We start from the raw sequence: 16,608 nt of genomic DNA on the forward strand, positions 1-16,608 counted from the left end.
GATCATGTCAGGACGGCGGCGGTGGCGGCGACGGTGCCCGCCAGGACCGGCACGGTGGCCGCGATCAGCCACTGCCCGGTCGTCGCCGCCGCGGTGCCCTGCCACACCGTCGGCATCCGACCGGTGTAGCCACGCGACAGCATCGCCAGGTAGACCCGTTCGCCGCGCTCGAAGGCACGCAGGAACAGCGCCCCGATGCCGGCGGCGAAGCCGCGTAGCTGCCACACGAAGCGCGGGTCGTCGCCCCGGGAGATCCGGGCGACCCGCATCCGCCGGGCCTCGCCGACCAGCACGTCGAGGTAGCGCAGCATGAAGGTGGCGATCTGGGTGAGGATCTGCGGACAGCGCAGCCGGTCCAGCCCCACGATCAGGTCGCGGGTGCTGGTGGTCGCCGCCAGCAGCAGCGACGCCCACACCCCGAGGGTGCCCTTGGCGATGATGTTCCACGCACCGTAGAGACCGTCGACCGACAGGTGCAGCCCGGCCACGTCCACCCGCTCGCCCGCGCCGAGGAACGGCAGGGCGAAGGCGAAGAGCACGAACGGCAGCTCGATTGTCGAGCGCAGCAACAGCCAGCGGGCGTTCACCCGGGCCAGCGCCGCGACGGCCGCGACCAGCAGGGCGTACGCGCCGAAGGCCCAGAGCGCCTCGCGGGGGGTGGCGACCACGGCGATGGTGAACGCCACCATCGCCGCGATCTTGACCTCCGGTGGTAGCCGATGCACCGACGAGTCGGACGCCCGGTACAGCACATGGGCGTGCCCGGCCCCCACCTCGGCTACCCGCCGCTCGTGGTGGCCGGGTCGGTGCGCTCCGCCCCGGTCGCGTTCTCCGCCGCCGGCTGCCGGCGGCGGACCAGCCAGAAGGCACCGCCGGCCACGGCGAAGGTGAGCAGTACGCCCAGCACGCCGGAGAGCCCGGTGGAGAGGAAGTCGTTGTCGATGCCCGCGATGCCGTAGTCGGCCAGCGGTCCGCCGATCTCGTGCTCCCGCTCCTGCTGCGCCGGGCAGCTGCCGCCGGTGATCTCGTCGTCGGCGTCGAAGGTGCAGCCCTCCCGCAGCGACGAGTCCAACCCGTCCGGATGCGACGAGGCGAAGTTGCTGACCACGCCGGCCAACAGCAGGGAGACGAGGAGCCCACCGACGAGGAAACCCCACTTTTTCACCGGACACCTCCGACGGTCGGGACGGTCACCGGCGCGGCCGGCTTCAGGGCGCGCAGCGCGTACACCAGATCGGGGCGGACCTTCGCCACGGTGACCACGGTGGTGGCCGTGATCAGCCCTTCGCCGATGCCGATGAACAGGTGGGACACGGCCATGGTGCCGGCCAGGCCGGCCAGGTTGCCGCCGAGGTCGGTGGTCCCGCCGAGCTGGTACTGCAACACGAAGCCCATCGCCGCGACGACCACGCTGACCAGCGCGGAGACGAAGGCGGTGGCCGCCAACCCGGCCGGGGTGCGGGGCAGTACCCGGAGCAGCAGCGCGATCAGCAGGTACGCCACGGCGATGCCGATGACGGCCATGTTGGTGATGTTGAGCCCGAGCATGGCCACGCCGCCGTCACCGAAGACGAGGGCCTGCACCACCAGCACCACCGCGACGCAGAGCGCGCCGACCCAGGGCCCCACCAACATGGCGGCGAGCGCACCGCCGAGCAGGTGACCACTGACCCCCGCGGAGAAGATCGGAAAGTTGAGCATCTGCACGGCGAAGATGAAGGCGGCGACCAGGCCGGCCATCGGCGCCAGCCGGTCGTCCAGGTCCTGCCGGCCACGCATGACGCAGTACGCCATCGCCGCCAGCGCGATCACCGCGAACACCGCGGCGACCGGACCGTTGATGATGCCGTTGGAGATGTGCATCGCCAGGGCTTCCACGTGACCTCCCACGTGCCGGCGGACCCGTGCCCACCGGCAGAGGTGAGCGTATTTCCCGTACCACGCTGTTGCCAATAGCTGGCAACAGTGCCGTACGCCTCGCTCCCGTGCGGCGCCGGCCGGGCCGACGCAGCCCGACGGTAGGGTCGTGCCATGACCGCACCCGCCCGCCTCTCCCCCGGTGACCCGGCGCCCGGGTTCAGCCTGCCCACCGACAGCGGCAGCCAGCTCGCCCTGACCGACCTGCGCGGGCGCAAGGTCGTCCTGTACGCCTACCCCGCCGCGATGACTCCCGGCTGCACCAAGCAGGCCTGCGACTTCCGCGACTCGTTGGCCTCGTTGCAGGCCGCCGGATACGAGGTGGTGGGCATCTCACCGGACAAGCCGGAGAAGCTGGCGAAGTTCCGCGAGCGCGACGCGATCACCTTTCCGCTGGTCGCCGACACCGACAAGTCGGTGCTGACCGCCTACGGCGCGTACGGCGAGAAGCAGATGTACGGCCGCACCGTCACCGGCGTGATCCGCTCCACCTTCGTCATCGACGAGGAGGGCCGGATCGAGCGGGCACTCTACAACGTCAAGGCCACCGGCCACGTCGCCAAGCTGCGCCGCGACCTCGGCCTGGACTGAATCGTCGCACCGGTCGGCGCGACCGGCGGACCCGGATCCCGTTCCGCCCATCCCCGAGGGAGGGCCGGGCTCGACACGGCCAGGTGTCGCTCTAGAATCACTCAGGCCAGCGGGAGTGGCGGAATCGGCAGACGCGATAGGTTTAGGTCCTATTGTCCGAAAGGATGTGGGGGTTCAAGTCCCCCCTCCCGCACCAGTGGACGCTCTCCCAAACAAGAGGGATCAAAGGCGCTGTCGGGCTCGTCACCATCTCGGGCGGTGGGTACGACTCGCGGGTCAGGATGACGGGCGTGAGCCTGCGCTTCGTCCTCGACCCGGAACTGACCGCTGAGCTGCGCGAACGGATCGTCGCACTCTGGGTCGACGTGACAAACGCCGGCGGTGCCGTCGGTTTCGTGGCACCGGTCACCGCCGACGAGGTCCGCACCATCGCCGACCCGACGCTCGCCGGCATCGCGGACGGGCCGGACCGGTTGCTCCTCGGCTACGACGGCGATCGGCTGGTCGCCATGGCGATCTTCACCGATCCCCGGTTCCACCTGAAGCCGCACCTACGGGTACTCACCCGGGTGATGGTGCATCCGGACACGCAGGGGCGTGGTTTCGGCGAGGCGCTGATGCGCGAGGCCGAACGGATGGCCCGCCGCCTCGGGCTGGCGGCGCTGCACGTCACCATCCGCGACGGGCTCGGGCTCGACCGGTTCTACCGGCGGCTCGGGTACCGGGAAGTGGGCCGCTGGCCCGCGGCGATCCGGGTCGCTCCCGGCGACGACCGCGACGAGATCCTGATGTGGCTCGGCCTGACCACAGACCGGCAGGATCACGGCACGAGCGACTGACCGGGCTTCGGCGCGGCGGTCGAAGCCCGCCGGCCGCAGCGTCAGCCGCAGGCGGGCGAGGGCGTGGCGGGCGGAGCGGCGGCGAATGCCTCAACTGCGGTCGGCTCGACCGACGCGGTCGCGTCGGTCGTCAACGCGACCGAGGGCGTCGGCCGGGCCGAGGCACGCGTCGACGCGCTGGCGGACGGTTTCGGGCGCGCCGACGGCGTTCCGGTACCCGTGGCCGACCCGCGTGAACTGCCTCCGTACATCCGGACGGAGCTGCGCTGCACCGTCCCGGGTGCCATCCGGACGCCAGTGGCGGTGACCCGGTGGCCCCGGGTGTCGGTGACCCGGATCTGGTACGGACCAGGCCCGGCACCGGAGTCGATCAGCCAGTAGTTGTAGCTCTCCCGAGTGGCGGTCCGCCACTGGCCCGAACTGCCCTGACGCACCTCGACCGAGCGCAGCGGGTTGCCGTGGTTGGCGATCAGGACGGCGAACCACCACTGCGACGCGCCCTCCTTGATCCGGAAGGTGAGCGGACCGGGCAACGGCGGATCGACGACCAGCCGGTAGTTGACATCGACGATGCCCTGCACCGGGTCGGCGATGCGGGCGAACGCCTCCCGGGACAGGTCGAGATGGCCGGGAGCGCACTCGGGGCACTGGTCCATCACCATGACCCGTACGGTGCCCTTCGGGCCGGTCACCTCCAGGTATCCGCCGCAGGCGGCACCGTCGGCGTACTCGGACGGGCCGAGCGCCACGTAGCGCCGGTCGGCGGGGGCGGCCGGGTACGAGCAGTTCCCGCCCGCGCCCTTCGAGTCGTAGAAGGTGGCCTTTCCCTTGTGGACGGTACCGGCGGCCGACGGTGCCAGCAGCCCGCCGCCGGCGCGGAGCGCGGCACAGGCGGGGGCGGCGCCCGAGCGCACCGCGAGGGTGACCCCGAGGAGTACGGCGAGCGCGGCGACGCTCCCACCGGCGAGCCAGCGGCCCAGAGCAGGACGGGACGCAGGCATCCCAGGCTCGTCCGCGGCGGTGGTGGCGTCGGTCATGAGGACCGATGCTGCCGGACCAGCGGGCTGGCGGACAAGCGAGCTAACTGAAAACTAAGCCTGGGCAACATCCACCCGCGGCTCCCGTAGCGAACCATGCCGATGCGCCGGCCGGAAGGGCGGAACTCCGAATTGGACACTGATCACAAACGGGTTCTCGTCGGACTGCATCCCTGACACGGTGTTCGTGGATGCGCATTCCGTAATTGACAGGAATGCCATCCACGCGGGGATGAGGGCGTGGGTGGCACATGACCGAACGGATGATCATTGTCTGCACACGCACGAACAAGGCGGTCGGCAGGCGTTCTCGCCGCGGTACTGGCAGTCTCGACGGGCGCGCTCTTCGCACCCGGTCAGGCGGCGGCGGCCCCACCCGAGATCGCTGTTGAGGACGGCGCCACCCAACCGGTTTTCTCCCTGGCCAACGCTATCAACGAGACCGTGCATGTCGATTCGGACATGGACAGCGACGGTGACGGCCTGCTCGACACCATCACCGTCCAGCTGATCCGGCCGGCGGAGACGGCCGACGGCATGCAGGTCGCATCGATAGTCAAGGCAAGTCCGTACTGGACGGTCCAGAGCACGGCGGCCCGCCGCAGCACGGTGACCGACCCGATCGGTGATCCGGCCGTCCACTGGAGCGGCTGGTTGGACGAGTACTTCGTACCGCGAGGCTACGCGGTGCTCGAGGTGGAAATCGCCGGTACGGGCACGTCCGACGGGTGCCTGTCGGTCGGTGGCGAGTCGGACGGGCGGAGCGTGGCCGCCGTCATCGACTGGCTCAACGGCCGCACAACCGCCAACTATGCCGACGGCACCGCTGCGGTCGCGTCGTGGAGCACCGGCAACGTAGGCATGTACGGAGTCTCGTACGACGGCACGCTGGCCACGCAGGTGGCCGAGACGGGCATCGACGGGCTCAAAACGATCGTGCCGGTCAGCAGTATCTCCAGCTGGTACGACTACACCCGGGCCCAGGGCATCGGGTACCGCAGCTGGAGCGTCCGCTACATGGAGGGGTTCACCTCCCGCTGGGGCAACGACCAGTCCCTGGTGAACTGCACGGCGCAGTACCAGGCCATCGGTGACGGTGAGACGCTGGCCGAGTGGGACTACAGCCCCTTCTTCGCGGAACGTAACTACCGCAACGACGTGGATCAGGTCCAGGCATCGGTGTTCCTCGTGCACGGGCAGCGTGACGACAACGTCAAGACCACCCAGTGGGGCCGTTACTGGGACGAGTTGGTTACGCATGACGTCCCGCGCAAGGTGTACCTGCACGACGGAGCGCACGTCGACCCGTTCTACAGCGAGTCCAAGGACCCGGTCGGCCGGTGGATGGACTACTGGCTGTACGACATCGCCAACGGTGTGATGAACGAGCCGCAGGCCACCATCGCGCGACCGGACGGCACCCAGGTGAACGAAACCGGGTGGCCGCCGGCCGGCACCACGGACACGTCGCTGTACCTGGGCCCGGCCGGCAACGGGGGCGCCGGCAGCCTGAGCACCACCGCGGGAGCGGGCAGCCAGCAGTTCACCAGCTCCGGCGCGGTGGCGGAGTCGACGATGCTGGCGAGCCCCGGCACCGTGCGGAGCTACCGGCTGGCGTATCTCGGGCCGACCCTCGCCTCGGAGAGCCGGCTCTCCGGCGCCGCCCGCATCGAGGTGACGTTCACCTCGGCCACCACGAGCACCCCGCTCACGGCTCTGCTCGTGCACTACACCGGCGGGTCGGTCACCCGCGTCGTGGCACGCGGCTCGCTCGATGCCAAGAACCGCCTGTCGCTGACCACCGGCACTCCCCTGACTCCGGGGCAACAGGCCACGGGCACCGTCCTGCTGGAGCCCAAGGACTACGTCTTCCCCGCCGGCAGCCAGGTCGGTCTCATTCTCACCGGCAACTTGAACGCGTTCGTCCACTCGGACCCGCTGGCGGGCCAGCTGACGGTGGCGCTCGGGTCCAGCCGGGCGATCCTGCCGCTTACCGTCGCGCCAGCCCCGTCCTGCACCGACCCGGCGTGGAGCCCCGCGGCCGTCTACAACACCAACGACGTGGTGTCGCACAACGGCCACCGCTGGCGTGCCCAGTGGTGGACGCAGAACCAGGAGCCGGGCACCACCGGTCAGTACGGCGTCTGGGTTGACCTGGGAGCCTGCTGACCTTCCCACCCTGAGGGCCCGCGCCGAAGACCGGCGCGGGCCCGACGGTCGTATCGGCGGGTACCGCAGCCTGCTGGTGCTGCGAAAGGGCCCTGGATCACGCGTGGCAAGGGGTGGCCACCGCCCCGCCGGCCAGCCAACGACGCAGCGCGGAACGCTGAGTCGGTGCCTGGTCGGCGGGGCCGTCGATTCCGTCGGTCACGTGCAGACATGCTGCCGGAGACTCGACCGCCCGGACAAGCGAGCTAAGCGAAAGCTAAGACGAGATCCATCTCGGCTGGGCGGTGGCCACCAGCCGGCGCAGCGGTTCCACGGCGTCCGGGTGGCTGCGCAGCGCGTCCTCGATCCGGACCCGCCACACGCCGGCCTCCACGAGGTCACGGCCGTCGTCCGGAGCCGAGCGCAGCCGGTCCCGCGTCTCCCGCAGCGACTGCGCAGTCTCCTCGCCCAGCAGTCGTTCCAACTCACCGGCGATGCTGCGGAAACGCTCGTCGTCGGGTACCGCCCCGACCAGCGTCCGGGCTGCGTCCCACGCCACCCGGGGATGATGGATCACCGACATCTCAGACTCCTTGGTCGAGGGCCCCTTCGGCCATCATCGATCCGCTGGTGGCTCAGCGACAAGGGCTGTCCGCCGGTCGTCGCCGAGCCGTGTCCGCCCGGTCAGTCGACAAGTTCCACCGGGTCGTCGAGCTTCACCTCACCCGCCTCCAGCGGCACCAGGTTCAGTCCGAAGAGGAGCTTGCGATCGATGTTGCGGTGCCGGGCCAGGGTACGCAGCGGTTCCCGGCCGCGTACCCCGGTCTCCTGGTCGGTGGCGATGACCAGACAGCGGGCCGACAGGTCGGCGGCGCGGAAGCGGACGGACCCGATCCGCAGCCCACGCCCGACCCACTCGTCCTCCGCCCAGGCAGGGGCGCCGTCGACCACGAGGTTCGGCCGGAAGCGGGTCATCGGCACCGGTTGCGCACCATCCGCGACGAGCCAGTCGCCAAGCGCGGCCAGCGACGCCGTGCTGGTCAGCAGCACCGGGTACGCATCGGCGAAGCTGACCTGGTCACCGGGGTCGTACTTCCGGTCGCCGCGCGGGACGTGCCGGGCCGGGCGAGCCAGCCGGACCAGCCGGACCGGCCGGTCGAGCACCGCGCCGAACCAGGCGTCGGCGGCGGGGCCGGCGGGCAGCGCGTCGACAGTCAGCACCCGCCTGCGGAAGGTCCGCACCGCAACCGGCGTGATGTCGGCCGGCACCGGCACCACCAGGTCGGGGTGGCCGTCGGCGCGCAGCAGCAGCCCTTCGGGGTGCGGCCGGGCGTGCACCCGGGCCAGCGCGGTGACCTCACGCTGGGTGACGCCGACCCCGGCGTCGTCGACAAGCATCCACCGCCGGTCGTCGTTCAGCCCCCACGGTCGTACGGCGGCCGCGCCGTGGACGAGGCCACGGCAACCCTTTACCGGATAGGTGGTGATCCCGCTCAGCCGCACCTGGTTACCATGCCACGCCGATGCCGTCGCCCGGGTACCAGTGGTTCGCCGGCGTCTCCCGGTAGGCGAGGAATCGCCGCCCGGTGCGTTCGGCATGCTCGGCCAGCACGTTGGTGTGGGTGACGTTGTCGGTGAGCAGAATCGCGCCCGGGGCCAGCTTCGCCTCGACGGCGGCGAACTCACGCCGCTCGTAGGCACGGCTGTGGTCGCTGTCGTGCAGGAACAGGTCAACCGGCCGGTCCAGCGCGGTGATCGACTCGACCGAGTCGCCGATCACCAGGTCGATCACCTCCGACCAGGGTGCGGTGCGGGCGAGGTAGCCGGCCTCGGGGTTGATGTCGATGGAACTGACCCGGCCGGGGTGCCCCTCGGCGGCGTTGCGCAGCAACGCGGCGGCCAGTACGCAACTGCCCAGCCCCTTGTCGACGCCGGTCTCGACGATGTGCTTCGGCCGCTTGGCCCGGACGATCGCGTACCAGCCGATGCGGCGGGCATAGCGGACCTGCTTGTCGGCCAGGCCACGACGGGCGGCGCCCGCGACGGCCGAGCTGATGTGCTGCCGCAGCACGTCATCGGACTCGATCTCGGCGAGGTACTTACGGACCTGCTTGACCGGCAGCTCGCAGACGACGCTGACGAACCAGGCGAGATGATGGCGACTGAGCTTGGTCAACTCGTACGTGTAGTTGTGATGCTCCCGCGAGGCGACCAGCCAGCGGGCCGAGGTGCGCAGCACCTTGGCGTCGTGCCGCGCGACGGCGACCAGGCGTTTCGGAAAGGCGGCGACGGGGGCGAGGCGGGTACGGGCGATCGCCCGGCGCAGCTTGACGGCATCCACCGCTGCGTTCTACCAGACGTAGGGAAACAGCGAAGTAACAATGCCCGCCTTGATGGGCCCGGACAGGGCCCACGGCCGGAACGTGAAGTCAGTAGCATCTCCGCCATGTCGAGTGGAGAGCAGGCGGGGACGATCTCCCCGGAGCAGACCCTGCCGACGGGGGACACCGACGGTTCGGAGAAGACCGGCAGGTCGGCTGGCAAGCCACGCCGCCGGTGGCTGCGGATCACGCTGATCGTGCTGCTGGTGCTGTCGCTGCTCGGCGTGGGCGCCGTGGTGGCGAGCGGCTTCTATCTCAAGTCCGTCGAGTCCGACATCGAGCGGGTCGACGCGTTCGACGACGTACCCGAGGAGACCCGACCCGAGGTGGTCGCCAAGGATGCCCTGAACATCCTCATCCTGGGCAGCGATTCCCGCGACCCGGAGAGCACCGGCGGCTCGCGGGCGGACACCATCATTCTGGCCCACGTGCCGAGGGACCGGTCCACCGCGCAACTGATCTCGATCCCCCGCGACACCTGGGTCGCCGTGCCCCGCTCGAAGGAGGGCCGCGGTGGTCGCGATGCCAAGATCAATGCCGCGTACGCCTGGGGTGGTCTGCCGCTGATGGTGCAGACCGTGGAGCAGTACACCAAGGTCCGGATCGATCACGTGATGTTGGTGGACTTCGCCGGCTTCAAGGAGATCATCGATGCTCTCGGCGGCATCAACGTCACCTCGGAGACTCGGTTCACCTCAATCCACCCTCCGTTCCGCACTTTCGATCAGGGAAGGCAGCGACTCGACGGTGCGGCCGCGCTCGACTTCTCCCGCCAGCGCAAGCAGTTCGCCGACGGCGACTTTACCCGGATCAAGCATCAGCAGCAGGTAATCAAGGCGATCCTCGACGAAGCCGCCTCCGGCGGCATCCTGGCAAATCCTGCCCGACTCAATTCGTTCGTACGCGCCACGTCGAGTGCAGTCTCAGTAGACCGGGAGATGTCGCTCGTGGACATGGCGATGGAGTTGCGAAGCCTGCGGGGAAACGATCTGACCTTCCTGACCAATCCGACCAAGGGAACGGGACGGGTCGGCAGTGAGAGCGTGGTCTTCGCCGACCCGGAGAAGGCGACGCAGTTCTACGAAGCAGTGCGGCGGGATGCGGTCGACGAGATCCTCCGCAGTGGAAAGTCGAGCTGATTTGCCCTAGCGGCTCTGGCGGCTGTCACCGCCGCGGTCGTATCCTTCGATCGCTCCGGTGGCCTTTTCTCACGCGCCAGCGGTGTGGCTTTACGGGGGAGGAACGGTAGATGGCGAGGCAACCTGTCGCGGGTTACCCGGCCACAAGCGAGGTCGGAGGTCTCGGGACAGCGCCCCCGGCCGGCCGGGGCAGGGGTGAGTCCGGCGAGGACACCCCTGCCGACCGTGTCGGTGCGGAAGGCGTGACGGGGATCGACCCGGGCACCGGTGACGTACGTCCGGGTCTCGACGTGACCACGGTGCTGCCGTATGCCGGCTCGCGCGCCTCGACCCGGACTCGGGCCCTCCGTGCCTGGATGCTGACGGCACCGGTCGATGTCGCCGCGTTACTGTCCCCGCTGGCCGTCACCCAGCAACATTGGCGCGGCACTCTAGCGATGACGGTGTTGACCGTGGGAGCCTTCGCCACCGGCGGGCTCTACCGGGCCCGTCGCCACGTCAGCATCCTCGATGAACTGCCCAGCCTCTGCGGTCGGCTGCTGGCGATTGCGGCCGTGGTGGCCATCGTCGCCGCGCTGCGACACGATTCACCGGCCTACCTGGTCGGCTTCATCCGTGGTGTAGCCATAGCCTCCGTCCTGGTGATCGTTGGGCGACTCGTGACCCGGGAGGTGGCCACTCTCGCCCGCCGGCGTCGCTGGGTGGAGCACAACGCGATCATCATCGGCGCTGGTGCGACCGCCGTGGAGTTGGCTCGGCTGCTGCGCCGGTATCCCCGCTACGGCCTGCGTTTCGTCGGGCACGTCGACAGTTGCCCGCCGTCGGACACGCAACCCGTTCCGACCATCGGCACCCTCGACCAGCTCCCTCAGCTAGTACGGCTGGTCGAGTGTGATGTTCTGGTCATCGCGGATCCACAGTGTTCGGAGCCCGCGTTGCTGGAGACCCTGCGACATCCGGTGGTGGCTGGATGCGATCTCTGGGCGGTGCCTCGACTCTGGGGCTCGCGCTCTCACGGTGACCACATCGGAGCCATTCCCATCGTACGAGTGGGTGACACCACACTGTCCGGGCCGCGTTGGGCGTTGAAGCGCACCTCGGATGTGGCGTTCGCCGGAGTGGCCCTGCTTCTGCTGAGTCCGATCCTGCTGCTCTGCGCGGTGCTCGTCTTTCTGGACGGCGGTCGCGGCGTCTTCTTCCACCAGGAACGCATCGGCCGCCACGGACGACCTTTCAACATCATCAAGTTCCGCACCATGCGACCGCTCGACGAGCACGAGTCCCAGACGAACTGGTCGATCGCGCACGACCGGCGGGTGTCACCAATCGGGCGTCTCCTGCGTCGTACGTCCCTGGATGAGCTTCCTCAACTGTGGAACATCCTCAAGGGCGACATGAGTGTCGTCGGACCGCGCCCGGAACGGCCGTACTTCGTTCAGAAATTCTCCGCGGAGTACCCGAGCTATGCGATGCGACACCGAGTCCCCGTGGGTCTGACCGGTCTCGCCCAGGTCAGTGGCCTGCGTGGGGACACCCCGATCTCCGACCGTGCCCGATTCGACAACTACTACATCGAGAACTGGTCGCTCTGGTTGGACGCCAAGGTGCTGCTGCGGACCGTGGCCGAGGTGTTCCGCGGCGGTGGTCGCTGAGCGACCTGTCAGCCACCTAGCCGCCGCTCCGGCCAACCGGGCGGCATGACCTGCCCACCCCAGGCGCATCCTGGTGCCCGATCCGGACGCGGCACTGATCACCGGCCGGGGTTTCTGCCAAACTGCTTGGAGTATCTGCATGCCGGACGTTTCGGTGGTCATCCCAACGACGGGCAGACCCAGCCTCGCCGAGGCGGTCGCGTCAGCCCGTACCCAGGTCGGTGTCTCCGTGCACGTGGTGGTGGTGTGTGACCTCGCCCGCGTACCGGATGGTGTCGCGGCATTGCGCGACCAGATCGACGAGATTGTCTGCACTGGCGGTGGGCGACGTGGTTCCCATGCCCGCAACCTCGGCGTCCGACATGCCGCCCCCAACAGCCACGTGGCCTTTCTCGACGACGACGACGCCTGGCTGCCGGGCAAGTTGGCCGCTCAGTTGCCGGTCCTGGACCGGCTGGCCGCAGCCGACTGGCTGCCGGTGGTGTCGTCACGGACGTTGCAACGCAAGGCGGGCGGGGAGCCGCTGCCTGCCGCAGTACCGGCCACGCTGATCGGCGATGGTCAACTCCCCGAGGACTACCTCTTCCGTCGGCGGCAGCTGGGCGTCGGGCGTCAGTCGCTTCCCACGTCGACGCTGCTGACCACGATGGAAGTCGCGCGGCGGTGCCGCTGGGACGAGTCGCTGCCCCGACACCAGGACTGGGACTGGCTGGTCCGGGCGGCCCGGATCCCCGGGGTAAAGATCACGCAGATCGAGGAGGCGACCGCCATCTACACCGTGGGCAGCCCGGGTTCGATCTCGGCCGGTGCCGACTGGCGGACCTCCTGGGCGTGGGCACGCCGTTGGGAGGGAGTGTGGGCACCCGAGACCTTCGCCGACTTCATCGCCGCCCAGACGCTGCGGTACGCGCTGCAGGCGCGGGACCTGGCGGGGGTACGGGAAATGGTCGCCGCCATTCGCCGCAACGCGACGCCATCGGTCCGCAACGCGCTGATCGCGGCACTCGGGCTCGTGCCGCGTGCCGCCCTGGAACGGGTGGCGATGCGCCGATCTCGGCCCGCCGGCGAGCCCGGGACTGTTCCGACGGGCGGGTCCAACTGATGCGTCTACACTTCGTTCTCCCCCAGGTGGAACCGCTGTACGGCATGGAACTCGCAGCGGCGCTGCTGATGCGCAACCTGCTCGCCGAGGGCGTCGAGGTCTCGGCGACGGTCGTGTCCGGGTCGGTTCCCCCGGCGTTGCAGGATCTGGCAGTCGACACGCTCGGCCTGGGCACCCGGATCACCCGCCTGGTGGAGGCGGTTCCGCCGCTACGGCGCCGACTCAGGGGTCTTCCACCGGACGTGCAGATCGTGGCGAGCGGGCTCTGGGGAAGCGTTCCGGTCGGTGCGGCCCTGGCCGGCTCGGGTCGCACCTACGTCGCCTGGGAGCACTCACTGCTCCCGGAACGGCTGCGCATCGACGGCCGCGTCCGTACGCTGTCCCGCCTGGTCCGAATCCGGGGCGTGCGGCCCCGACTCGTCGTCGCCGTCTCCGAGGGGGTGGCACGGACCGTCCGGCAACTCGCCCCCGGGCAGCCGGTGACGACGATCGCCAACCCGGTACCGACCCGGCCGTTCGTCGCGCCCCGCGCCGTTGCGCATCCGGCCCGGACGAGGCTGCTCACCACGGCCGCGTTCCGTCCGTACAAGAACCATTCCTGCGCACTCGACGCGTTGGCGCTGCTGCCCGCGACGTACCACCTGACTCTCGCCGGCGACGGGGAGGAGCGTCAGCTCCTGCACGACAAGGCACGCGACCTGGGGCTGTCGGATCGGGTGACGTTCCTGGGCCGGGTGCCCGGGGTGGCGAGGCTCCTTGCCGAAGCTGACGTGCTGGTGCACCCGTCCCGCGCCGAGACGTTCGGATTCAGCCTGGTGGAGGCCGCCGAGGCCGGGCTACCCGTTGCTGCCCTGCCGGTGCCGGCACTGGACGAGATGATCCCGACGTTCGTGCCGGGCATCCTGGCGACGGACACCACGCCACCGGCGCTCGCCGCCGCGATCGTGCGCTTGACCGGGGACGAACGTCCCACCGTCGCCGACTTCGAGAAGGCCTGGCACGCGCGGAACACGACCCTGGACCCGGCCGAGGTGAGCAGGCGGTGGGTGGTGGCGTTGTCATGACGCCCGTTCCCGGTGGAACGGGACGCCCCGCGCCCGGCCACCCCGATCCGCAGCCGCGCCCACCTGACGCCCGGCGCGGCGACGGATTCCTGCGCAAGTCCGGCACGTTCTTCACCGGGACCCTGCTGCGTACCCTCGCCCAAGGCGCTCTCTTCGTGCTGCTGGCGCGGGAGATGGCCCTTGACACGTATGGGCTGTTCGTCGGCGCCACGGCGCTCATCGCGGTGGTGTCCCCGTTCGCCTCGGCCGGCGCGCCCAGCCTCATCATGCAGAACCACGCGGATTCACCGGCCGAATGGGACCGACACCTGGTACGTGGCCTGTTCGTGTCCACGGTGTTCGGCTGCGCCGCCACTGTGCTGGTGACCGCTGCGGGTCTCGCCATCTGGGGCACCGACGTCGGTCTCGTCGATCTGCTCTGCCTCGCCTCCGCGGACTTGATCGCCTGGCGTCTCATCGAGGCCGTGGCCGCATCGATCCAGGTCCGTGGTCGAATTCTGCTCGCCGCGCTGGTTCCTGCCCTGCTGCACCTGTGCCGGCTGGCCGCAGCGGTGGTGCTGGCCGCGTCGCCGGGACCGATCGCGCTGCACGACTGGGCGGTGGCGTCGGCGGTGATCTCCGCCGTCGTGTGCGTACCCGTCCTCCTGGGCGGACTGCGCGGCGCACAACCAGCGGCGATGAGGTTCGCGGGGTCGCTCGCGCAGGCGCGGACCGGGATGCTGTTCGCCGTCGGACTGTCGGCTCAGTCCGTCTACAACGACAGCGACAAGGTCATGCTGTCCCGTCTGAGTACCCCGGAGAACGCCGCCATCTACGCGGCGGCCTACCGGGTCGTCGACCTCGCGTACACGCCGGCCCGGTCGATGAGCGCCATCGCCTACCCCAGGTTCTTCCAGGCCGGGCGGAACGGCCCACGGGAGACCCTACGGATGGCCCGCCGGCTGCTGCCGCGTTTCCTGGTGTTCAGCGTGCCGATGAGCCTGCTGCTGGTCGCCTTCGCCTGGTTGATGCCGCTGGTGTTCGGCCCCGATTTCGCGGCAGCCATTCCGGCGTTGCAGTGGCTAAGCGCGCTGCTCGTGCTGAAGTCACTGCATTACCTCGCCGCCGACGCGCTGTCGGGTGCTCGGATGCAGGGCCGGCGGACGGTGTGCCAGATCGGCATCGGCGTGGTCAACGCCCTGCTGAACCTCTGGCTCATCCCGGCCTACGGATGGCAGGGCGCTATCGTCTCAAGCCTGGTGTGCGACGCGCTGCTCGCCATACTGCTCTGGGGATGCCTCGCCGTCTCAGTCCGCCGCGACCCGGCCGGCACATCCGCTTCGGCACGTCCCATGGAAAGGGTCTGAGGTGACCACACTCTTCGGTGTCCTGCTGAGCCTGGGCGGCCTCGCGGCGGCCGGATGGCTGATCCACGGCCGGCGATCGGTCGCGGCCGCATTCGGCAGCGGTAGGTACGCCGTCGCGCTGATCGGATTCGCGGTACTGGCGAACGCAGCGCCCGTCATCGCCGGCGACCACTCGTCCGCACTCATCGGTGTGCTGGTCTTCGCTCTCGTCGGCTGGCTACTCGTCGCCGGTCGCGGCCGCCTCACGGGCCCACCGGGAATCTGGCGCCGGGTCTGCCTGGCACTGGCCGCTGCAGTGCTCGTCTGGTGTGTCGGCGTCGACGCATTCACCGGCGACGGTGTGTACGGCTCACGGCTGCCCGCGTACGCCGCCGCGGCGCTCCTGCTGCTCGCGGTATGGCTGGCCGCAGGCGCCGCCCGGGTGAGCCTCGGGGCCACGGCGTACACCGGGTTGGCCGTGCTGTCGCTGCTGACGATCCCGACCGTTCTCTACGAACGGTCCTGGCGGGCCTGCACCTCCGGACAGCTCGAGAAGTGCTCCTTGGCGGGGGGACTTTTCAAGAGCTTCTACGAGTCCGAGAACTACATCGCGTTGATCACCTCGTTCACGCTGGTCGCCATCGTCTGCGCGCTGCGGGGCGCGGAACGGCTGGCCACCGCCGCGTTCTGCGTTCTGGTCATCGTTGCCACCGGCTCCCGTACCAGCTATCTGGCCCTCGTTGCGGTGGGGGTATGGGTGGTCGGGGCCCTGCTGATCGAGCGGCGACGGCAGTACTCGCAAATCCACCTCGCGCTCTGCGCGGGGCTCGTCGCCGCAGCCGCAGCCACCGCTGCCTACCTGACCTGGAGCGCGTCCCGGACGACGCTGAGCAACCGTGGCAACATCTGGATACACGCCCGGGAACACATCGCAGGGACGGAGATCACCGGTGTCGGTGTCTCGAAGTGGTACCTGCTGCGGGACCTCGGTGAGGCGCCGCACCACTTCTTCCATTCGGGCTATGTCCTGGCCATCTTCTCCGGTGGATTCGTGGCGCTGGCACTGTGGGGGCTCGTTCTCGTCACTCTGCTGCGGGCCCCCATCGTCGACGGCCGGGTGCTTTCCGCCAAGGCACCAGTGGCGCTCTTCGTGATCTACTCCTTCACCGAGGTCGTCTGGAACCCGCTCTCCGTCGACGGTCTAACCTGGATCTTCGCCCTGATGGTGCTGACCACGTCAGCACTGACCCCGACCGACGCGAACGGCCGAGCAATGGAGAGTGCCGACCGACCGGACGCGCTGGCCGGGCTGCGCCGGCTGATCGGACAGGGCACCCGTCGGGGTGCCGTGGGAACGCCAGACTGAGTGCAAGGACCGCCGAGAACACCGAGCGCGGTCCGCGCGTGCGCGGA

Annotated in this window: 16 protein-coding genes and 1 tRNA gene; 10 read left to right on the forward strand and 7 right to left on the reverse strand. The window is 69.7% G+C overall.

Translation table 11 applies throughout. The annotated features are described in order from the left end of the window. Positions 1-2 precede the first annotated feature (2 nt). The 3 genes from cbiQ to O7624_RS10165 are packed head-to-tail and all read right to left on the reverse strand — an operon-like array spanning position 3 to position 1,878. Entirely contained in the window at positions 3-773 is a 771-nt protein-coding gene (gene cbiQ / locus O7624_RS10155) for a cobalt ECF transporter T component CbiQ (RefSeq protein ID WP_282239812.1), read from the reverse strand. A gap of 5 nt (positions 774-778) precedes the next feature. Continuing rightward, positions 779-1,165 carry a PDGLE domain-containing protein gene (locus O7624_RS10160; RefSeq protein ID WP_093401885.1) on the reverse strand — a complete coding sequence of 129 codons (387 nt, stop codon included), beginning with the start codon at positions 1,163-1,165 and terminating at the stop codon, positions 779-781. Continuing rightward, a complete protein-coding gene (locus O7624_RS10165) occupies positions 1,162-1,878 on the reverse strand; it encodes an energy-coupling factor ABC transporter permease (protein WP_093401886.1) in 717 nt (238 codons plus the stop codon). The genes O7624_RS10160 and O7624_RS10165 overlap by 4 nt, the downstream gene beginning before the upstream one ends. 153 nt (positions 1,879-2,031) lie before the next feature. Here O7624_RS10165 and bcp point away from each other — a divergent pair, with 153 nt between their 5' ends. The 3 genes from bcp to O7624_RS10180 all read left to right on the forward strand — a co-directional run bounded on the left by bcp (position 2,032) and on the right by O7624_RS10180 (position 3,347). Further along, entirely contained in the window at positions 2,032-2,508 is a 477-nt protein-coding gene (gene bcp, locus O7624_RS10170; protein WP_093401887.1) for a thioredoxin-dependent thiol peroxidase, read from the forward strand. Positions 2,509-2,617: 109 nt separating this feature from the next. Further along, a tRNA-Leu gene (locus tag O7624_RS10175) sits at positions 2,618-2,704 on the forward strand. An 85-nt stretch (positions 2,705-2,789) separates the two neighbouring features. Further along, the gene (locus O7624_RS10180; RefSeq protein ID WP_282239813.1) at positions 2,790-3,347 is read left to right on the forward strand and encodes a GNAT family N-acetyltransferase; all 558 of its coding nucleotides are present in this window, start codon (positions 2,790-2,792) and stop codon (positions 3,345-3,347) included. Between the two features lie 41 nt (positions 3,348-3,388). Here O7624_RS10180 and O7624_RS10185 read toward each other — a convergent pair whose 3' ends face one another. Further along, on the reverse strand, positions 3,389-4,384 hold the full coding sequence (locus O7624_RS10185) for an expansin EXLX1 family cellulose-binding protein (RefSeq protein ID WP_282239814.1): 996 nt from the start codon (positions 4,382-4,384) through the stop codon (positions 3,389-3,391). 444 nt (positions 4,385-4,828) lie between these two features. On the opposite strand from O7624_RS10185, the gene O7624_RS10190 reads away from it, so the two are divergent. Further along, positions 4,829-6,553, forward strand: a complete 1,725-nt coding sequence (locus O7624_RS10190) for a CocE/NonD family hydrolase (protein ID WP_282239815.1) — start codon at positions 4,829-4,831, stop codon at positions 6,551-6,553. Between the two features lie 256 nt (positions 6,554-6,809). On the opposite strand, the gene O7624_RS10195 is transcribed toward O7624_RS10190, so the two are convergent. The 3 genes from O7624_RS10195 to O7624_RS10205 all read right to left on the reverse strand — a co-directional run bounded on the left by O7624_RS10195 (position 6,810) and on the right by O7624_RS10205 (position 8,873). After that, positions 6,810-7,115, reverse strand: a complete 306-nt coding sequence (locus tag O7624_RS10195) for a hypothetical protein (RefSeq protein WP_282239816.1) — start codon at positions 7,113-7,115, stop codon at positions 6,810-6,812. A 101-nt stretch (positions 7,116-7,216) separates the two neighbouring features. Next, positions 7,217-8,035: an MOSC N-terminal beta barrel domain-containing protein gene (locus O7624_RS10200; RefSeq protein WP_282239817.1), complete on the reverse strand. Its 819-nt coding sequence runs from the start codon at positions 8,033-8,035 to the stop codon at positions 7,217-7,219. A 4-nt stretch (positions 8,036-8,039) separates the two neighbouring features. Next, positions 8,040-8,873, reverse strand: coding sequence for a class I SAM-dependent methyltransferase (locus O7624_RS10205; RefSeq protein WP_282239818.1), 834 nt, complete (start codon positions 8,871-8,873; stop codon positions 8,040-8,042). A 105-nt stretch (positions 8,874-8,978) separates the two neighbouring features. On the opposite strand from O7624_RS10205, the gene O7624_RS10210 reads away from it, so the two are divergent. The 6 genes from O7624_RS10210 (at position 8,979) to O7624_RS10235 (ending at position 16,561) form a co-directional block, all read left to right on the forward strand. Further along, positions 8,979-10,052: an LCP family protein gene (locus O7624_RS10210; RefSeq protein WP_282239819.1), complete on the forward strand. Its 1,074-nt coding sequence runs from the start codon at positions 8,979-8,981 to the stop codon at positions 10,050-10,052. Between the two features lie 110 nt (positions 10,053-10,162). Next, positions 10,163-11,704, forward strand: coding sequence for a sugar transferase (locus tag O7624_RS10215; RefSeq protein ID WP_282239820.1), 1,542 nt, complete (start codon positions 10,163-10,165; stop codon positions 11,702-11,704). 139 nt (positions 11,705-11,843) lie between these two features. Then, positions 11,844-12,806 carry a glycosyltransferase gene (locus O7624_RS10220; protein WP_282239821.1) on the forward strand — a complete coding sequence of 321 codons (963 nt, stop codon included), beginning with the start codon at positions 11,844-11,846 and terminating at the stop codon, positions 12,804-12,806. After that, the gene (locus tag O7624_RS10225; RefSeq protein ID WP_282239822.1) at positions 12,806-13,870 is read left to right on the forward strand and encodes a glycosyltransferase; all 1,065 of its coding nucleotides are present in this window, start codon (positions 12,806-12,808) and stop codon (positions 13,868-13,870) included. Before O7624_RS10220 ends, O7624_RS10225 begins: the two co-directional genes overlap by 1 nt. Next, the gene (locus O7624_RS10230) at positions 13,867-15,216 is read left to right on the forward strand and encodes an oligosaccharide flippase family protein (protein ID WP_282239823.1); all 1,350 of its coding nucleotides are present in this window, start codon (positions 13,867-13,869) and stop codon (positions 15,214-15,216) included. The genes O7624_RS10225 and O7624_RS10230 overlap by 4 nt, the downstream gene beginning before the upstream one ends. A 1-nt stretch (position 15,217) precedes the next feature. Continuing rightward, positions 15,218-16,561, forward strand: a complete 1,344-nt coding sequence (locus O7624_RS10235) for an O-antigen ligase family protein (protein WP_282239824.1) — start codon at positions 15,218-15,220, stop codon at positions 16,559-16,561. The last annotated feature ends 47 nt before the right edge of the window (positions 16,562-16,608 follow it).

Origin of the sequence: Verrucosispora sp. WMMD1129 (assembly GCF_029581255.1) — a bacterium.
GTDB lineage: Bacteria > Actinomycetota > Actinomycetes > Mycobacteriales > Micromonosporaceae > Micromonospora > Micromonospora sediminimaris.

Excerpts from the sequence above, each read along its gene's own strand:
- bcp (WP_093401887.1), top strand. The coding sequence starts at position 2,032 with ATGACCGCACCCGCCCGCCTCTCCCCCGGTGACCCGGCGCCCGGGTTC.
- O7624_RS10180 (WP_282239813.1), top strand. The coding sequence starts at position 2,790 with ATGACGGGCGTGAGCCTGCGCTTCGTCCTCGACCCGGAACTGACCGCT.
- O7624_RS10185 (WP_282239814.1), bottom strand. The coding sequence starts at position 4,384 with ATGACCGACGCCACCACCGCCGCGGACGAGCCTGGGATGCCTGCGTCC.
- O7624_RS10195 (WP_282239816.1), bottom strand. The coding sequence starts at position 7,115 with ATGTCGGTGATCCATCATCCCCGGGTGGCGTGGGACGCAGCCCGGACG.
- O7624_RS10210 (WP_282239819.1), top strand. The coding sequence starts at position 8,979 with ATGTCGAGTGGAGAGCAGGCGGGGACGATCTCCCCGGAGCAGACCCTG.
- O7624_RS10215 (WP_282239820.1), top strand. The coding sequence starts at position 10,163 with ATGGCGAGGCAACCTGTCGCGGGTTACCCGGCCACAAGCGAGGTCGGA.
- O7624_RS10220 (WP_282239821.1), top strand. The coding sequence starts at position 11,844 with ATGCCGGACGTTTCGGTGGTCATCCCAACGACGGGCAGACCCAGCCTC.
- O7624_RS10225 (WP_282239822.1), top strand. The coding sequence starts at position 12,806 with ATGCGTCTACACTTCGTTCTCCCCCAGGTGGAACCGCTGTACGGCATG.
- O7624_RS10230 (WP_282239823.1), top strand. The coding sequence starts at position 13,867 with ATGACGCCCGTTCCCGGTGGAACGGGACGCCCCGCGCCCGGCCACCCC.